Origin of the sequence: Gordonia paraffinivorans NBRC 108238, assembly GCF_000344155.1 — a bacterium.
Taxonomy (GTDB): domain Bacteria; phylum Actinomycetota; class Actinomycetes; order Mycobacteriales; family Mycobacteriaceae; genus Gordonia; species Gordonia paraffinivorans.
Window position 1 is genome coordinate 23,062 of record NZ_BAOQ01000018.1, and the last position, 15,393, is coordinate 38,454.

A 15,393-nucleotide genomic window follows, 5' to 3' on the forward strand; every position below is an offset into this window, starting at 1 on the left:
TGCACCATTGCTCCCAGTGTCGTGGCGACCCGGTTCCCGAGTCGGACAAATGTGCGGCCAAAGTGAGGCCGTTCCGGTTCTATCAGAACCCGATAAGGCTTGTGAAGGGTTGACATCGATGCGGGCCGTCCGAAAAATGGCCGTACAAATCCTCCGTCTCCGACACCTTGGGACCAGTCCATGAGCACGCTGTCAGCCGAAGAAGCCTTCCTCGTCGAGACCGTCCGGTCGTTCATCGATCGAGAGGTCAAGCCGACGGTGCAAGAGGTGGAACACGCCAACACCTATCCCGAGAAGTGGATCGAGCAGATGAAGCAGATCGGGATCTACGGGCTGGCGGTGCCGGAGGAGTATGGCGGCTCGCCGGTCTCGATGCCCTGTTATGCGCAGGTCACGCAGGAGCTCGCACGTGGCTGGATGAGCCTGGCCGGTGCGATGGGCGGCCACACCGTCGTCGCCAAGTTGCTCACCCTGTTCGGCACCGAGGAGCAGAAGCAGGCCTACCTGCCACGGATGGCCACGGGCGAGCTGCGCGCGACGATGGCCCTCACCGAACCCGGCGGGGGCTCGGACCTGCAGGCGATGACGACGATCGCCAGGGAGGACGGCGACGACCTGGTCGTCAACGGCGCCAAGATGTGGATCAGCAACGCCCGGCGCTCCGGGCTGATCGCGTTGCTGTGCAAGACCGACCCGAACGCGCAGCCCCGCCACAAGGGCATCTCGATCGTTCTGGCCGAACACGGACCGGGCCTGACGGTGTCGCGCGACCTGCCGAAACTCGGGTACAAGGGCGTCGAGAGCTGCGAGCTGTCCTTCGACGGCTACCGGGTGCCCAAGACCGCGATCCTCGGTGGCGTCCCGGGCAAGGGATTCGGGCAGATGATGAAGGGCCTGGAGACCGGCCGTATCCAGGTCGCCTGCCGTGCACTCGGTGTCGCGACTGCGGCACTCGAGGATTCGCTGGCCTACGCCCAGCAACGCGAGTCCTTCGGGCAGCCGATCTGGAAGCATCAGTCGATCGGCAACTATCTGGCGGACATGGCCACCAAGCTCACCGCGGCCCGGCAGCTCACCTGGTATGCGGCCGAGCAGTACGACCGCGGCGAGCGGTGCGACATGGAGGCGGGCATGGCCAAGCTGTACGCCTCCGAGGTCGCCATGGAGATCGCTCTGAACGCGGTGCGAATCCACGGCGGCTACGGGTATTCCACCGAGTTCGACGTCGAGCGGTACTTCCGCGACGCCCCGTTGATGATCGTCGGCGAGGGCACCAACGAGATCCAGCGCAACGTCATCGCGTCGCAACTGGTTGCGCGCGGCGGCATCTGAGGACGCGGCGCGAAACGATGCGGGAGCACCGGTGATGAGTGAGGGTGGGCAGTCCGAGCCGGCGTACAAGGTGCTGGCCGCCGAACTGCGCTCGCACATCGCCGCCGGCCGCTACCGCGGCGGGGTCCGGCTGCCGACCGAGTCCGAGCTCTCCCGCGCCTACGGGCTGAGCCGGCAGACGGTCCGGCGCGCGTTCCTCGAACTCGTCACCGAGGGGTCGGTGTACCGCGTCCCCGGGCGGGGGACCTTCGCCACCGAGAACGTCGGACAGTACCTTCGTCAGCTCGGCTCGATCGAGGACCTGATGAACCTCTCGGCCGACACCGAGATGAAAGTCCTCGAAGCACCTTCGCGCCGTGTCGATCTCGCGGCCGCGGGCCGCCTGCGCCTCGACACCGACGTCGTCTACCGGATCGTCTTCCAGCGTTTCCACGACCAGGTGCCGTTCGTGGTGACCACGGTCTTCTGGCCGGAGTCCGTGGCGCGCCTGGTGCTCGACTCGCCCCAGGTGCGGCAGGGGGCCACGAGCGACCTCACGATGATCGGCCTCATCGAACCACATCTGCAACATCCGATCGACGAGTGCGCGCAGTCCATCACCGCCACGACCGCCGACGCCGAGACCGCCGGCCGGCTCGGCTGCGAGGTCGGGCATGCGGTGCTGCGCGTCGACCGGCTCTACTCGGACTCGCAGGGGCGCGCCGTCGAGCTCGCGGTCAGCCACTTCCTGCCCGAGCACTACACATATCGGGTGACGCTGCGGCGCAACAACCAGTGAGGGTCGCGCGCGAAACGTCGGCAGGGACAAGGCAAATGGCCCGGCAGTCGGGAGACCGCCGGGCCATTGCGCATCGGTAGGGGTCAGTGCCGGCGCGCCTCGACCGGCTCGTCGACGAGGTCGGACACCGCGCCCTTGGTGGGGATCAGCAGCGTGATCGCCACACCGACGAAGGCGGCGGCCGCCGCGACAACGAAGCACCAGGTGAACGTCGACTCGTCGGGGATCTGCGCGCCGCCCAGCGAGATGGTGGAGCTGGCCAGGATCGCGGCCATCACCGCCGAGGCGATCGTGGTGCCGAGCGAACGCATCAGGCCGTTGAGGCCGACGGCCGCTCCGGCCTCGGTGACCGGCACCGAACCCATGATGAGGGTGGGCATGGCGGCGTATCCGATGCCGACGCCGATCGCGCAGATGATGGAGGCCAGCATCAACTTCCAGGCCGCGTCCATGAGGAAGAAGGCGAACAGGTAGCCCAGGCCGAGGATCGTCGCGCCGATGGCGAGGGTGAACTTGGCGCCGATCTTGTTGATCAGCAGACCCGAGAGCGGGGCGAAGAACATCATCATGAGGCCGCCGGGCGCCAGCCACAGGCCGGCCGCCAGGATCGTCTGGCCGAGACCGTAACCCGTGGCCTCGGGCATGCGCAGGAGCATCGGCAGGATGATCGACTGCGCCATCATGCCGAAGCCGATGGCCGCGGCGGCGATGTTGGTCAGCAGGACGGCGGGGCGTGCGGTGGTGCGCAGGTCCACGAGCGGATCGTTCTGGCGCAGCTCGAAGAATCCGAAGACGACCAGCACCGCCAGGCCGGCGGCGCCGAGGCCGAGTGTGGTGCCGGAGGTCCAGCCCCAGTCGTTGGCCTTGGACACCGCGATGAGGAAGGCCGAGAGGCCGATGGCCAACAGGATGGCGCCGGGGACGTCGAGACGGCCGCCGGCAGCGGTGTTGATCCGCGGGAGGACCAGGCCCACGGCGGCGACGATGAAGATGCCGAGACCGGTGGCCACCCAGAACAGCGCGTGCCAGTCCCAGGTCTGGACGATCCACGCCGACAGCGGCAGGCCGATCGCGCCACCCACGCCGAGGGTCGCCGACATCGCGGCCACCGCCATCGAGGTGATGTTGGGCGGCGTGATCTCGCGGATGAGGCTCATGCCGACGGGGATGAAGCCCATCGCGAGGCCCTGGACGGCACGACCGATGATCAGCGGGACGAGCGTGTCGCCCAGCGCGCACAGCAGCGAGCCGAGGGTCAGCATGACCGCGCTGCCCAGCAGGACGCGCTGCTTGCCGAACATGTCGCCGAGGCGGCCGGCGATCGGCATGGCGACGGCGGCGGCGAGCAGGGTGGCAGTGATGATCCACGAGGCGTTGCCGATCGACGTGCCGAGAAGGCGGGGGAGATCGGGCTGGATCGGGATGATCAGCGTCTGCATCAGCGCTGCGACGAGACCGCCGAAGCACAGTGTCACGACGCTGAGAACGGCTCCGGCGGGGACCTTCGGGGCGGCGTCGGGCTGGTCGAGTGACGCTTCCGGCGTCGAACCGTGTCCATGGCTCATACGAATCTGAGACCTCCTTCGAGGTATGCAGCATACATATGTAACGTACACAGACAAACCTGACAGTAAATTGTCCTGGTCGAATGTGATGGAGGAGACAATGTCCGAGGACCACGCACCGTGGCAGTCGCCGGTGCACCGAGACCTGGCGGCCGAGTTGCTGCGCATGTCCCGGCGCAAGGGGCTGGTCCATCCGTCGGTGGGGCTGGAGAAGTCCGCGTTCGCGATCCTGTGGGTCCTGTCGGACGGACGGCCGCGCACCCTGCGCGAACTCACCGCGGAGCTCGAGCTCGAGCAGTCCACCGTCAACCGGCAGGTCAACGCGGCGATCAAACACGGCTACCTGGAACGGTTCGAGGTCGAGGGATCGCTGTCCAAGCTGATCCGTCCCACCGAGAAGGGGATCGAGGCCTTCCGGCACGACGGCCTGCTGCGGGCCGAGCGGCTCGAGCAGGTGTTCGCCGACCTCGCACCCGGCAGCCCCGAGGCGCTGCTGCACGAATTGCGGGCGTTCAACGACGCCTATGAACGGACGCAGACCCGGCACGGCGCCGGAGAGCGTGACGAGAACACCGAAGAGAGATTCAAGAGAGGACTGGGATGACCACTGGGGGCGGCACATACGCGGTGACCGGATCGGCGTCGGGAATGGGGGCGGCGGTGGCCGCATCCCTGCGGGACGCGGGGCACACGGTCATCGGCGTCGACCTGAGGGACGCCGACGTGGTCGCCGATCTCTCCACGGGCGACGGACGCAAGAAGGCCGCGGCCGAGGTGCTGGCGAAGACGGGCGGCAGGCTCGACGGCGCGGTCCTCGCCGCCGGCATGGGGCCGAGCAAGGGTCGCGAGCGGATGATCACCGAGGTCAACGTCCTCGGGGTCACCGAACTCCTCACCGCCTGGCGTCCGGCCCTCGCCGCCGCGGACAAGGCGAAAGTCGTCGTGTTCGGCTCCAATTCGACGACCGTCACGCCGATGGTCCCGCGCGGTGCGGTGCGACGCCTGATCAACGGCGACACCGCGCGCGCCACCAAGCAGATCCTGCGTCGTCGTGGCGTCACCGCGCCCGTCGCCTACGCGGCGTCGAAGATCGCGGTCACCCAGTGGTGCCGCTGGCAGGGCACCAAGCCCGAATGGGCGGGGCAGGGCATTCGGATCAACGTCATCGCGCCCGGCCCGGTGATGACGCCTCTGCTCGAGGCGCAGCTGAACAGCCCGCAGGCCAAGGCGGTCACGTCGTTCCCGGTTCCGGTGCGCGAGTTCGGGACCCCCGAACAACTCGCCGCATGGGTGATGACCATGCTGTCGCCGGCCGCCGACTTCATGGCCGGCAGCATCGTCACCGTCGACGGCGGGACCGAGGCCCTCATGCGGACCCGGGACTGGCCGGCCCCGCTGCCGCTGCGCGGCATCCCCAAGCTCGTCTGGAAGATGTACCGCGCGCCCAAGGAGGGGCAGGTCGCGAAGTACTGACGCCGTCAGGGTCCCCGGGGTGGACGGGGCACCCGGGCCGCGTGGGGCTCGGGAAACTCAGTCGTCCGCGCGAACGTTCAACGCCGCCAAGGCGACACCGATGACGACGCCGATGAGCGTGTCCCCGACGCGGGCGGCCGCGACATCGGCCCCGACCGGATTGCCGATCGCGGTCAGCAGCAGCGCGGTCCCGGTGACGAAGGTCGTCGCGGCGGCGTAGTTGCGGGTCACGGTGAGTTCGGCGCCGGTCTGGCAGGCGACGGCGGCGATCGCCAGCGGCCAGTAGCCGGGATCGACGGCCAGGAACGCCGCGGCGAGCACCGCGCCCGCCGCGTTGCCCAGTAGTCGCTGGATGCCGCGCTGCACGGTGTGGGAGTAGTTCACGCCCTGCAGCGTCGCGACCGCGCCGAGGATCGCCCACAGCGGATGGGACAGGCCGCACGCCGACGCCAGGCCGCACGCCGACGCCAGGCCGCCCGCGACGAGCGAGGCGACGCCCACGCGGGCCGCACCGGACCACAGGCGGCGATCTGTTGTGCGTCTGCGTGTTTCGCGGGCGCGTGACGCGGGGAGTCCGGCTGCCGCCGCGTCGACCCGTGGTGTGCGGATGTCGCTGCGCACCCTGCGGAGCTCTGCCTCCAGGCGGGCGAAGTCGTCGAGGGCCGCGGTGTCGGCTCGGCGGCCGTCGAGCGTGGCCTCCGCGGCGTCGACGAGCGCGAGGAGTTCGAGCACGTGACGGTCGACCCGCCGCGAGGGGGTGTCGGCCAACGCATCTCGCGCGCGATCGATGGCCGCCCGTGCGGCCGGAACCGCGTCGGCGCCCAGCTGCTCGACCTCGGCCACCGCGGCCAGCGCGCGGGCGACCGCGATCCGGGACGGGCTGTGCGGATGCGTGAGCATCGGCGCCATCGCGACGAGCCAGCCGACGAGTCCGCCCGCCGCGGCCGCTGCGACGGCGTGGCCGGCGGCGACCGCGGTGTCGGCATACCCGGCGGCGCCCGTCGCCGCGAAGATCATCACCACCGGTCCCGGTCCCGTGATGCCGGCGACCTGCACCAGCCAGTACACGAGGGCGGCGGCCGCCGACACGGCGACGACCTGCACCCAGATGCCGGCGCCCGTGACGCCGAGCATCGCCCCGAATGCCGTCGAGGCGACGATGAGCCCGGCCACCCCGGCGAGTCTGCGGGCCAGCCGCGGGTACGGCTCGTAGCGCAGGAACGCCGACGCCAGCGCGCCGAGGGCCGCGAAACCGGCGACCTCGGTCTGCCCGGACAGTCCGCCCGCGACCAGGACGATCAGGACCGCGAGCCCCACCCGCAGCGCGACGGCGGTGGTGGGATCCGCTCGTCGTACCTCCAGCGCTCCCCGCCAGGCGGCCGCCGACACCGAATGCGCCAGCGCGCCACGTGAGACGCGCAGTCGGGTGCGGAGGCGGTCGGGCGAGGGGACGATCATGCATCCCATATTAGTTTATTGGTAAATTATCTATAAAACAGTTGTCCGAGGAGGGGATCGCCGCATGTCAGAGCGCCACGAGGAGGCCGACGTCGTGGAGAAGGTCCGTGACGGGTGGGCGGTGCGCTACCCCGACCTCGACCTCAGGCCCGTCGACGTCATCGGGCGGACGGTCCGGATCGCCGCACTGGCACTGGCCCGCCTGGACCGCGACCTCGCGTCGAGCGGGATCACCCGCACCGAGTTCGACGTCCTCGGCGCCCTGGCGCGCAGCGACACCCCGCTGCGCGCCAGCGAGGTGACATCGGTGACCGGGATATCGGGGGCCTCGACGACCAAGAACGTCGAACGGCTGGTGGCGATGGGACTCGTCGAGCGCCATCGCCTCGAACGCGACGGTCGCGTCGTGCTCCTGTCGCTGACGGACGAGGGGAGGGCCCTCGTGGACGAACAGTTCCCGCGTCGCATCGAGGCCGAGCGACGGATGCTCGACGGACTCGACGACGCCGAGATCGCGACGCTGACCGAACTGCTCCGGCGGGTGACGCGCAACGTCGAGGGCCGTGGCTAGAGGCCGGCGCGCTCGAGCGCCTCGTCGAACTCCTCCGCCGCCTCCTTCTCGCTCTTGCCTGCGGCGAGCGCCTGCTGATAGACGGCGAACAGCTCGGCACTGTGCTCCGCATACGCCTGCGACCACCGCTCGCCGTCGCGCCGCCAGTAGCCGATGACGTCGTAACGGTCTCGGCCCCAACCCAACTCGTTACGCAGGTGCTTGCGGACGGCGCGGGACTCGGCGGCCTCGCCGGCGAACCAGCAATAGCCGCCGGCGGTCGGTAGGTCGAGTGCGCGGATCGCCTCCGCGAGCCCGCTCGGTGATCGTCCGTTGCCGCCGACGAGGGTGATCGTCTCGACCTCGCGCGTCACGTCGCGCGCGAGGTAGCCCAGGTCCGTCGGGGTCGGGACCTCGACGATCGTCGTGACACGAACGTCCGGGGTGCATTCCTCGACGATGCGGGCGAGTGCGGGCAGCCCGGCGAGGTCCGCGGCCAGCACCAGGCGGCGGGCATCCGGCGGCGGGGCGAACCAGCCACGTGCGTGGGTCATGACGACCTCGTGACCGGGCTCGGCGCGCTGCGCCCAGCTCGTCGCGGGACCGGCGTCGTGGACGACGAAGTCCACGGTGACCGTGCGCGCCGTGGCGTCGACGGCGCGGATCGAATAGTTGCGGCCCTCGGGAACCGGGTCGACGTCGTGGTAGGCCCAGATCCCGTCCCGGCACTCCATGTCCGGTGCGGAGGTATGCGGGGGCGCCGGGAAGTAGATGCCCACCGCCTCGTCGGCCACACCCGGCAGGCCGAGTCCGGGCAGGTCGGCGACGGCGAAGACGAGTCGTCGCAGGTTGGGCGTCAGGTCGGCGACGTGGGTGACGCGTGCTCTCGAGTAGCCCATCCGGCCACCGTAACGTCGGAGGCTGCGGACAAGGGCACTGGCTTCTATTACTAGGATATGCAACCATCTGTGGAGGCCTGTCGGTGTGGAGAGGAGTTCGCGCGTGTCGGAACAAACAGGGTCGGTTCTGGCGGAGGAGAACGGATCGGCGAGGTCGCTGATCCTCAACCGCCCGAAGTCGATCAACGCCATCGACCACGAGATGGTCACCGAGATGGCGAAGCTGCTCGACGGCTGGGCCACCGATGACGCGGTGGCGGCCGTGGTCCTCTACGGCGCCGGGGAGCGCGGCCTGTGCGCGGGCGGCGACATCGTCGCCATCCACCGCGACGCCGCGGCGTTGAGCGGCAACCCGGACGCCACCGACCTCGACGCGGAGAACTCGCCGTCGGCGAAGTTCTGGTTCGACGAGTACCGGCTCAACGCCGCGATCTCGCGGTTCCCCAAGAAGTACGTCGCGATCATGGACGGCATCGTCATGGGCGGCGGCGTCGGCGTGTCCGCGCACGGCAACACCCGTGTGGTCACCGACCGCACCCGCCTGGCCATGCCCGAGGTCGGCATCGGCTTCGTGCCCGATGTCGGCGGCACGCACCTGCTCTCGCGCGTCCCGGACGGCCTCGGCCTCTACGCCGGCCTGACCGCGGCGCACCTGAGCGGCGCCGACGCCATCGCGATGGGCCTCGCCGACCACTATGTCCCGTCGGAGTCGCTGCCCGAGTTCATCGAGGCCATCGGCTCCTCGGGCCTCGACGCCGCACTCGGGCGGTTCGCGACCGAGGCGCCCGAGTCCAAGCTCGCCGCGCAGCGCGGGTGGATCTCGGAAGCCTTTGCCGCCGAGACCGTCTCGGAGATCATCGAGCGTTGCCGAGCCGTCGGGACCGAGGAGGCGACCAAGACCGCCGACACCATCGCCGCGAAGTCGCCGACCGCGCTGGCGGTGACCCTGCGCTCGCTGCGCGAGGCCGCCGGTGACGCAACTCTCGAGGACACCCTGGTCCGCGAATACCGGGTCTCCCTGCGTTGCCTGCTGCACCCCGACATGGCCGAGGGAATCCGCGCGCAGGTCATCGACAAGGATCGGAACCCGAGTTGGGCAGAATTCTCCGAGGCGAGTGTCGAGAAGTTCTTCGCGCCGCTGCCGCACGACCTGACATTCGACGCCTGACCGGGCACTGCCCACCACCGCAGCTCACGAAACGGAAAGAAGGAAGACCGTGACCGAATACCAGACCATCGTCGTCGAACGCCGCGGCCGCGTCGGCATCATCACGCTGAACCGCCCGAAGGCGCTCAACGCGCTGAACTCGGAGCTGATGAACGAGGTCGTGGGCGTCGTCAAGGAGTTCGACGTCGACGAGGGCATCGGCGCCATCGTCATCACCGGTTCGGAGAAGGCCTTCGCCGCCGGCGCCGACATCAAGGAGATGTCCACCAAGACCTACGCCGAGGTCGCCAACCAGCAGTTCTTCGGAGCCTGGGACGAGCTGTCGCGCACCCGCACCCCGATCATCGCCGCGGTCACCGGCTACGCCCTCGGTGGCGGCTGTGAGCTCGCGATGCTCTGCGACACCATCATCGCCGGCGACAACGCCGTCTTCGGTCAGCCGGAGATCAACCTCGGCGTCATCCCGGGCATCGGCGGATCGCAGCGCCTGACCCGCGCCGTCGGCAAGGCCAAGGCGATGGACATGATCCTCACCGGTCGTCAGATGAAGGTGGACGAGGCCGAGCGCCTCGGTCTCGTGTCGCGCGTCGTTCCCAAGGAAGAGGCCCTCGCCAAGGCCATCGAGGTCGCCGAGGTCATCGCCTCGAAGTCGCTCATCGCGTCGGCGCTTGCCAAGGAGGCCGTCAACCGCGCGTTCGAGTCCGGCCTCACCGAGGGCGTCCGCGCCGAGCGTGCCCTGTTCTACTCGACCTTCGCCACCGACGACCAGACCGAGGGCATGGCCGCGTTCGTCGAGAAGCGGGATCCCGACTTCAAGCACCGCTGATCTGACTTCGTCACGAACCCACCCTTCTTCGGTATTTCTCCCGGTTCTCGGCCGGAGGATCTGGCAGAAGAAGGGTGGGTTCTTTTTGTCAGGGACTCGCCTGCAGCGTGAACATCGTGATCTCCGGCGGCGCGAGGACCCGGACCGGCGGGCCCCAGGCCCCTGCGCCGCGCGTCGTGTAGAGGGTCGTGTCCCTGAAGCGTTCCAGGCCGGTGACCGAGGGTTGTTGCAGCGGAACGAGATAGCGGATGGGCCATAGTTGCCCGCCGTGCGTGTGTCCGGAGAACTGCAGCCCGACGCCCAGCTCAGACGCCTCGACGACCTGTTTGGGCTGATGGGCGAGCAGGAGGACGAAATCGTCGGGGCCGGAGCCCTCGAGCGCTGCCGGGAGATCGGGTTCGTACGGTTCGGGCGCGGTGGCGTCGTGCACGCCGGCGAGCTGGATGGTGGCCCCGTCGACCGTCAGTGGGACCCGGTCGTTCCGCAGGGTGCGAACCCCGAGTTCCTCCCACACGTCGAGCCAGCGGCCGCCGTCGTCGGAGTAGTACTCGTGGTTGCCGCTCACCCCGAAGACGCCGAGCGGCGCGCTGAGGTCCGCGATGGGTTCGAGGGTGTCGCGGACGAGCGGGATCCTGCCGTCGGTCAGGTCGCCGACCAGCAGGATCAGGTCGGGCCGCCGGGCGTTCACCCGATCGACGACGCGCCGGGTGAACGACGCGCCGCGGGTCGGCCCCACGTGCAGGTCGGAGACCACGGCGATCCGTAGTCCGTCGAATTGCTCTGGCAGTCCGGGCAATTCGGCGCCGACCTCGGTCACCTGCGGCCTGGAGGCCTCGACGATGCCGTATGCGGTGGTGCCCAGCGCCACGACGACCACCGCGGCGGTCGCGATGCGCAGACGACGCAGACGGGCGGCTGCCGAGCTGTCCGGGGTCTCGCTGTCCGGGGTCTCGGTGTCTGGGGTCTCGGCGTCTGGGGTCTCGGAATCCGGGGGCTCGCCATCGGCTTCGGGGCCCTCGGTCCGGGACCGTCGTCGGAGCCGGCGAACCGTGCTCGCACCGAACGAGACCAGGCCCACCGCCGCGAGCCCCAGGAACAGGTAGAAGAAGGCGGCCAGCCAGACGAACCCCGCGAAGGCGAGCGGCCGCGCCCACCCCGGGTCGAACCACCGCCCGGTTGCGAAGCCGACCAGTGCGAGGGCCCAGAGCACGACCAGTGCTGCGTCGACGACGACCGACCAGGGCCGGGGGAGCGCGGTGGCCCGTACGAGGCGTCGGTGCAGCCAGAAGGTGAGCAGGCCGAACACGACCGCGGGGATGAGAGCCACCGGACCATTCTGCCCATCGGTAGGCTCGCGACATGCCCGACGTACTCATCACCCCGCTCGACCTGGCCGAACAGCTTCTCGGGACCCCGCCGGTGGTTCTCGACGTGCGCTGGCGGCTCGGCGATTTCGACGGACGCGCGCACTACCGCGAGGCGCACATCCCGGGCGCGGTGTACGTCGATCTCGACACCGAACTCGCGGCACCGCCGTCGGGCGCCGACGGCGGGCGGCACCCGCTGCCGGCGATCGGGGACCTGCAGGCCGCGGCCCGGCGCTGGGGTGTCAACGACGGCGTGCCCGTCGTCGTCTACGACGACTCCGGCAACCTCGCCGCGGCACGGGCATGGTGGCTGCTGCGCTGGGCGGGGATCGTCGACGTGAGACTCCTCGACGGCGGCCTGGCCGCCTGGACGGCCGAGGGCCTGCGGACCACGAGCGGTGACGGCGGACGGCCCAAACCCGGAAACGTGGCGCTCACGGCCGGGAACCTTCCGGTCGCCACGATCGACGAGGTCGCCGCGGGTGACTCCGTCCTGCTCGATGCGCGGGCCGGCGAGCGCTACCGCGGGGACGTCGAACCGGTGGACCCGCGCGCCGGCCACATCCCGGGTGCGATCAGCGCCCCCACCGTCGAGAACATCGACGACTCCGGCCGTTTCCTGCCCGCCGAGGACCTGCGCCGCCGGTTCTCCGGTCTCGGCGTCGGACCGGACGCCGAGCGCGTGGTGGTCTACTGCGGCTCCGGGATCAACGCCGCGCACGAGATCGCGGCGCTGGCGGTCGCGGGCGTCGACGCGACGTTGTTCCCCGGCTCGTTCTCGCAGTGGTCGTCGGACCCCGACCGCCCCGTCGTCACCGGAGACGAGCCCGAGCGCTGAGCCGGCACGCGATCCGCGGCCGCACCGGCTACTCGATGTGCGGACAGGGCGGGTTCTCGGCCAGACCGCACATGTTCTGGTGCAGATAGCTCGGCACATCCGCGGGTGCGACGTCGGCGTGCATGTTGACGAGGTTGAAGCCCAGGAAGAACACGGCGAGGATCACGTTCATCACCGCGCTGAAGGCGAGGACGCGCACGAATCCCACACCGCGGGTGATCTTCAGCCGCTCGATGCCGGCGTCGGTGATGAGTTGGTCGCCGTCGCGACGGAACAGGTAGAACGACATGGACACGACCATGATCACCGAGCCGAAGAAGATGCCCTCGTACAGCGGGAACTGGTTGACACTGCCGGTGAATATCGACCATGTCCCGTCGACCCGCAGGTACGACCACAGGCCCTGACGCTGCAGGACCTGTTCGGTGAAGGTGTCCAGGACGAAGAAGATCACGAGCAGCGCGACGATGATCCCGGCCTTGTTCAGCCGCGGCCAACGTGTGCGCGCGGCCCGCACCGCCTTGTCGATGCCCACCACCGCCAGCGGCAGGAACAGCATGTAGTCGGCCAGTTCGTAGAGGATCGGCGCCGGTGTCTCGGGGCCCTTGCTGACCCAGCCCGGCACGAACTCGCCCCAGGTGCCCATGTTGAGGAACGCCGAGTTGTAGGAGAACACCGGCCGCACCGCGTTGACCCCGACGTCCTGCCAGCAGGTGAGCAACCACCCGAACATGAAGACGCCGATGGTCGGGAACCGCCCGTCCTTGCGGGTGCGGTGCACGAGCCAGACAATCGACGCGATCACGCCGACGACGCAGATGACCTCCGACGTCCGGATGATGACCAGCGTGTGGGTGGGCACCGCGTCCGGTCCGGTCGGGATCGGGGTGAAGGAGTCGGGGAAGATCCAGCGGATGCGACCGACGAGTTCGTCGTGCAGGGATTCGTGGACGAGGACGCGGGTCATGAGCGCACATCCCTGGCCGGCGTGGGTGATGAAGCCCCCGAGCACGCTCTGCATCACCTTGTTGAGATCAGTGTCGTCGAGCAGGATGTTCGCCGACTTGCCGCCGAGTTCGAGGACCACCTTCTTCAGCGACTGCGCGCCCTGGCCGTAGACCTTGGCGCCCACGGTGTCGCTGCCGGTGAAGCTGACGATATCGACCCCCGGATGGGTGGTGAGCGCCTCGCCGGCGTCGGCGTCGCCGGTGATGACGTTGAGCACGCCCGGCGGCAGCCCCGCCGCCTCGGCGACCTCGGCGACGACGAGGGCCTCGAACGGCGTGTACGGCGAGCACTTGAGCACCACCGTGCAACCGGCGGCGAGGGCCGGTCCGACCTTGCAGAGGTTGAGGACAGCGGGAAGTTGAACGGCGTGATCAGGGCCGCGACGCCGTAGGGTTCGCGGACCACGACGCCCTGGCCGATGCCGTTGCCCACCATCTCACGTGGATTGGCTGGAATCATGGGCGTCGGGCTCTTGCTGGACATGGTCGAATCCGGGCTCGGTGATCGAATCGCTCTCGGTGGCCGCGAGTCCGGGCTCACCCATGCCGACGTCGTCGCCGCCGCTCGCGGCGGGGCGGCGGTCATCTCCGAGCGTGACCCGTCCGAGGTGATCTACCTGGGCCGGAACGGCCCGGGCTACCCGCAGGTGTTCTTCGCCTCGGTCTGTGCGGGCGTCCCGTTCGCGCCGGTCAACTACCGGCTCGGCGACGAGGTGCTCGCGGAGTTGATCGCCGACTTCCGACGCCCGCTGGTCGTCGTGGAGGAGCGCTACCGCGACAAGGTCGCCGGCCGTGATCAGGTCCTCGGTCTCGACGACTTCCTGGCCATGGCGCGGTCGTCGGAGCCGTTGCCTCCCCTCGATGTCCCGGACGACGCGCCCGCGGTCCTCCTCCACACCAGCGGGACCACGTCGAAGCCGAAGATCGTCCCGCTGCGGCATGAGAACCTGCAGGCCTATGTCTTCGCCACCGTGGACTTCGCGGGCGCGGCCCCCGACGAGGCGGCGTTGATCACCGTGCCGCCGTACCACGTGGCCGCCGTGGGTGCGACACTCACCAACTTCTACGGAGGCCGCCGCGTCGTGCACCTGCCCGACTTCGACGCCGAGGAGTGGCTGGAACTGGTTGCCCGGGAATCGATCTCATCGGCGACCGTCGTTCCCACCATGCTCGCGCGCATCGTCGACGCGCTCGACGGGCGGGTCGCGAAGGCCGGCAACCCCGTCGGGCCGGGCGAGATCGGGTTGCTCTTCGTGCGCGGCGCACAGGTCTCGGGCACCTACCTGGGCAAGGGCTCGGTCCTCGACGAGGACGGCTGGTTCCCCACCAACGACCGGGCGTGGGTCGACGCCGACGGCTATCTGTTCATCGCGGGCCGCGCCGACGACACGATCATCCGGGGCGGGGAGAACATCGCGCCTGCGGAGATCGAGGACGTGCTGCTCACTCACCCGGGCGTGCGCGAGACCGCGGTCATCGGGCTTCCCGACGAGGAATGGGGCCAGCGGCTCGTCGCGGTGGTCGTGCGCGATCCGAGGGCCGACATCACCGAGGACGAGGTGCGTTCCCACGTGCGTGCCCGGTTGCGCGGGTCTCGCACGCCCGACGAGGTGGTCTGGGGGGACGAGCTGCCGCAGACCGCCACCGGCAAGGTCCTGCGCCGCCGGTTGGTGGCGCAATTCGAACGAGCACAGGAGAGGTCATGACCCTGAAGCCAGGTACCAGACTCTGCAGCCAGACCTGCGACACGGAGGTCGTGGTGGTGACCGCACCCGACTCCGATGTCGAACTCACCTGCGGCGGTGCGCCTCTCGTGCCGAAGGGCGAGCCGGTCGCGAGGGTGGACATCTCGGCCGGACTCGATACCGGCACCCAGTTGGGCAAACGCTACACCTCCGAGGACGCACCGGGACTCGAGGTGCTGGTCACCAAGGCGGGAGCGGGCACACTGGCGATCGGGACAACACCCCTGGAGATCAAGGCCGCCAAGCCCCTTCCGGCCAGCGACTAGGAGAGCGCGTCGGCATCATGGGCCGCGGCGAGAACCCCGGTATGCGCGACGCGGTGCGCGTCGAGGTGGTCCGCACACCACACCTCGACGGGTGGGAGAGTGCCGCCCGACCGGGCGCGCG

15 protein-coding genes and 1 pseudogene are annotated in these 15,393 nt (G+C 69.6%); 10 read left to right on the forward strand and 6 right to left on the reverse strand.

All coding sequences use genetic code 11. The features are described from left to right. Positions 1–180: 180 nt before the first annotated feature. Entirely contained in the window at positions 181–1,332 is a 1,152-nt protein-coding gene (locus tag GP2_RS09735) for an acyl-CoA dehydrogenase family protein (RefSeq protein WP_006900336.1), read from the forward strand. A gap of 34 nt (positions 1,333–1,366) precedes the next feature. Continuing rightward, on the forward strand, positions 1,367–2,110 hold the full coding sequence (locus GP2_RS09740; protein WP_040526714.1) for a GntR family transcriptional regulator: 744 nt from the start codon (positions 1,367–1,369) through the stop codon (positions 2,108–2,110). Positions 2,111–2,193: 83 nt separating this feature from the next. On the opposite strand, the gene GP2_RS09745 is transcribed toward GP2_RS09740, so the two are convergent. Then, entirely contained in the window at positions 2,194–3,675 is a 1,482-nt protein-coding gene (locus GP2_RS09745) for an MFS transporter (RefSeq protein ID WP_006900338.1), read from the reverse strand. Positions 3,676–3,775: 100 nt separating this feature from the next. Here GP2_RS09745 and GP2_RS09750 point away from each other — a divergent pair, with 100 nt between their 5' ends. Together GP2_RS09750 and GP2_RS09755 are read left to right on the forward strand one after the other, a co-directional pair. Then, positions 3,776–4,279 (forward strand): MarR family winged helix-turn-helix transcriptional regulator, encoded by a 504-nt coding sequence (locus GP2_RS09750; protein ID WP_006900339.1) that lies wholly within the window; start codon positions 3,776–3,778, stop codon positions 4,277–4,279. After that, positions 4,276–5,148: an SDR family oxidoreductase gene (locus GP2_RS09755; RefSeq protein ID WP_006900340.1), complete on the forward strand. Its 873-nt coding sequence runs from the start codon at positions 4,276–4,278 to the stop codon at positions 5,146–5,148. The genes GP2_RS09750 and GP2_RS09755 overlap by 4 nt, the downstream gene beginning before the upstream one ends. A gap of 57 nt (positions 5,149–5,205) precedes the next feature. Here GP2_RS09755 and GP2_RS09760 read toward each other — a convergent pair whose 3' ends face one another. Then, complete coding sequence (locus GP2_RS09760; RefSeq protein ID WP_006900341.1) at positions 5,206–6,606, reverse strand: FUSC family protein; 1,401 nt, start codon at positions 6,604–6,606, stop codon at positions 5,206–5,208. A gap of 64 nt (positions 6,607–6,670) precedes the next feature. Here GP2_RS09760 and GP2_RS09765 point away from each other — a divergent pair, with 64 nt between their 5' ends. After that, positions 6,671–7,177 carry a MarR family winged helix-turn-helix transcriptional regulator gene (locus tag GP2_RS09765; protein WP_006900342.1) on the forward strand — a complete coding sequence of 169 codons (507 nt, stop codon included), beginning with the start codon at positions 6,671–6,673 and terminating at the stop codon, positions 7,175–7,177. On the opposite strand, the gene GP2_RS09770 is transcribed toward GP2_RS09765, so the two are convergent. Next, positions 7,174–8,055: a siderophore-interacting protein gene (locus GP2_RS09770; RefSeq protein WP_006900343.1), complete on the reverse strand. Its 882-nt coding sequence runs from the start codon at positions 8,053–8,055 to the stop codon at positions 7,174–7,176. The two genes, GP2_RS09765 and GP2_RS09770, sit on opposite strands and share 4 nt — an antisense overlap. 103 nt (positions 8,056–8,158) lie before the next feature. On the opposite strand from GP2_RS09770, the gene GP2_RS09775 reads away from it, so the two are divergent. Continuing rightward, positions 8,159–9,223, forward strand: a complete 1,065-nt coding sequence (locus GP2_RS09775) for an enoyl-CoA hydratase/isomerase family protein (RefSeq protein ID WP_006900344.1) — start codon at positions 8,159–8,161, stop codon at positions 9,221–9,223. Between the two features lie 49 nt (positions 9,224–9,272). Further along, entirely contained in the window at positions 9,273–10,049 is a 777-nt protein-coding gene (locus tag GP2_RS09780; RefSeq protein ID WP_006900345.1) for an enoyl-CoA hydratase, read from the forward strand. A gap of 88 nt (positions 10,050–10,137) precedes the next feature. Here GP2_RS09780 and GP2_RS09785 read toward each other — a convergent pair whose 3' ends face one another. Beyond that, positions 10,138–11,376 (reverse strand): metallophosphoesterase, encoded by a 1,239-nt coding sequence (locus GP2_RS09785; protein ID WP_006900346.1) that lies wholly within the window; start codon positions 11,374–11,376, stop codon positions 10,138–10,140. A 32-nt stretch (positions 11,377–11,408) separates the two neighbouring features. Between GP2_RS09785 and GP2_RS09790 the strand changes: the two genes are divergently transcribed. Then, positions 11,409–12,254 carry a sulfurtransferase gene (locus GP2_RS09790; protein WP_006900347.1) on the forward strand — a complete coding sequence of 282 codons (846 nt, stop codon included), beginning with the start codon at positions 11,409–11,411 and terminating at the stop codon, positions 12,252–12,254. A gap of 28 nt (positions 12,255–12,282) precedes the next feature. On the opposite strand, the gene GP2_RS09795 is transcribed toward GP2_RS09790, so the two are convergent. After that, positions 12,283–13,116 carry a spirocyclase AveC family protein gene (locus GP2_RS09795; protein WP_373278931.1) on the reverse strand — a complete coding sequence of 278 codons (834 nt, stop codon included), beginning with the start codon at positions 13,114–13,116 and terminating at the stop codon, positions 12,283–12,285. A gap of 51 nt (positions 13,117–13,167) precedes the next feature. Next, a pseudogene (locus GP2_RS22120) lies at positions 13,168–13,691 on the reverse strand (aldehyde dehydrogenase family protein); the annotation flags it as partial. Between the two features lie 28 nt (positions 13,692–13,719). On the opposite strand from GP2_RS22120, the gene GP2_RS09805 reads away from it, so the two are divergent. After that, on the forward strand, positions 13,720–14,967 hold the full coding sequence (locus GP2_RS09805) for a class I adenylate-forming enzyme family protein (RefSeq protein WP_006900349.1): 1,248 nt from the start codon (positions 13,720–13,722) through the stop codon (positions 14,965–14,967). Next, a complete protein-coding gene (locus GP2_RS09810) occupies positions 14,964–15,272 on the forward strand; it encodes a hypothetical protein (protein ID WP_006900350.1) in 309 nt (102 codons plus the stop codon). Before GP2_RS09805 ends, GP2_RS09810 begins: the two co-directional genes overlap by 4 nt. Positions 15,273–15,393 lie beyond the last annotated feature (121 nt).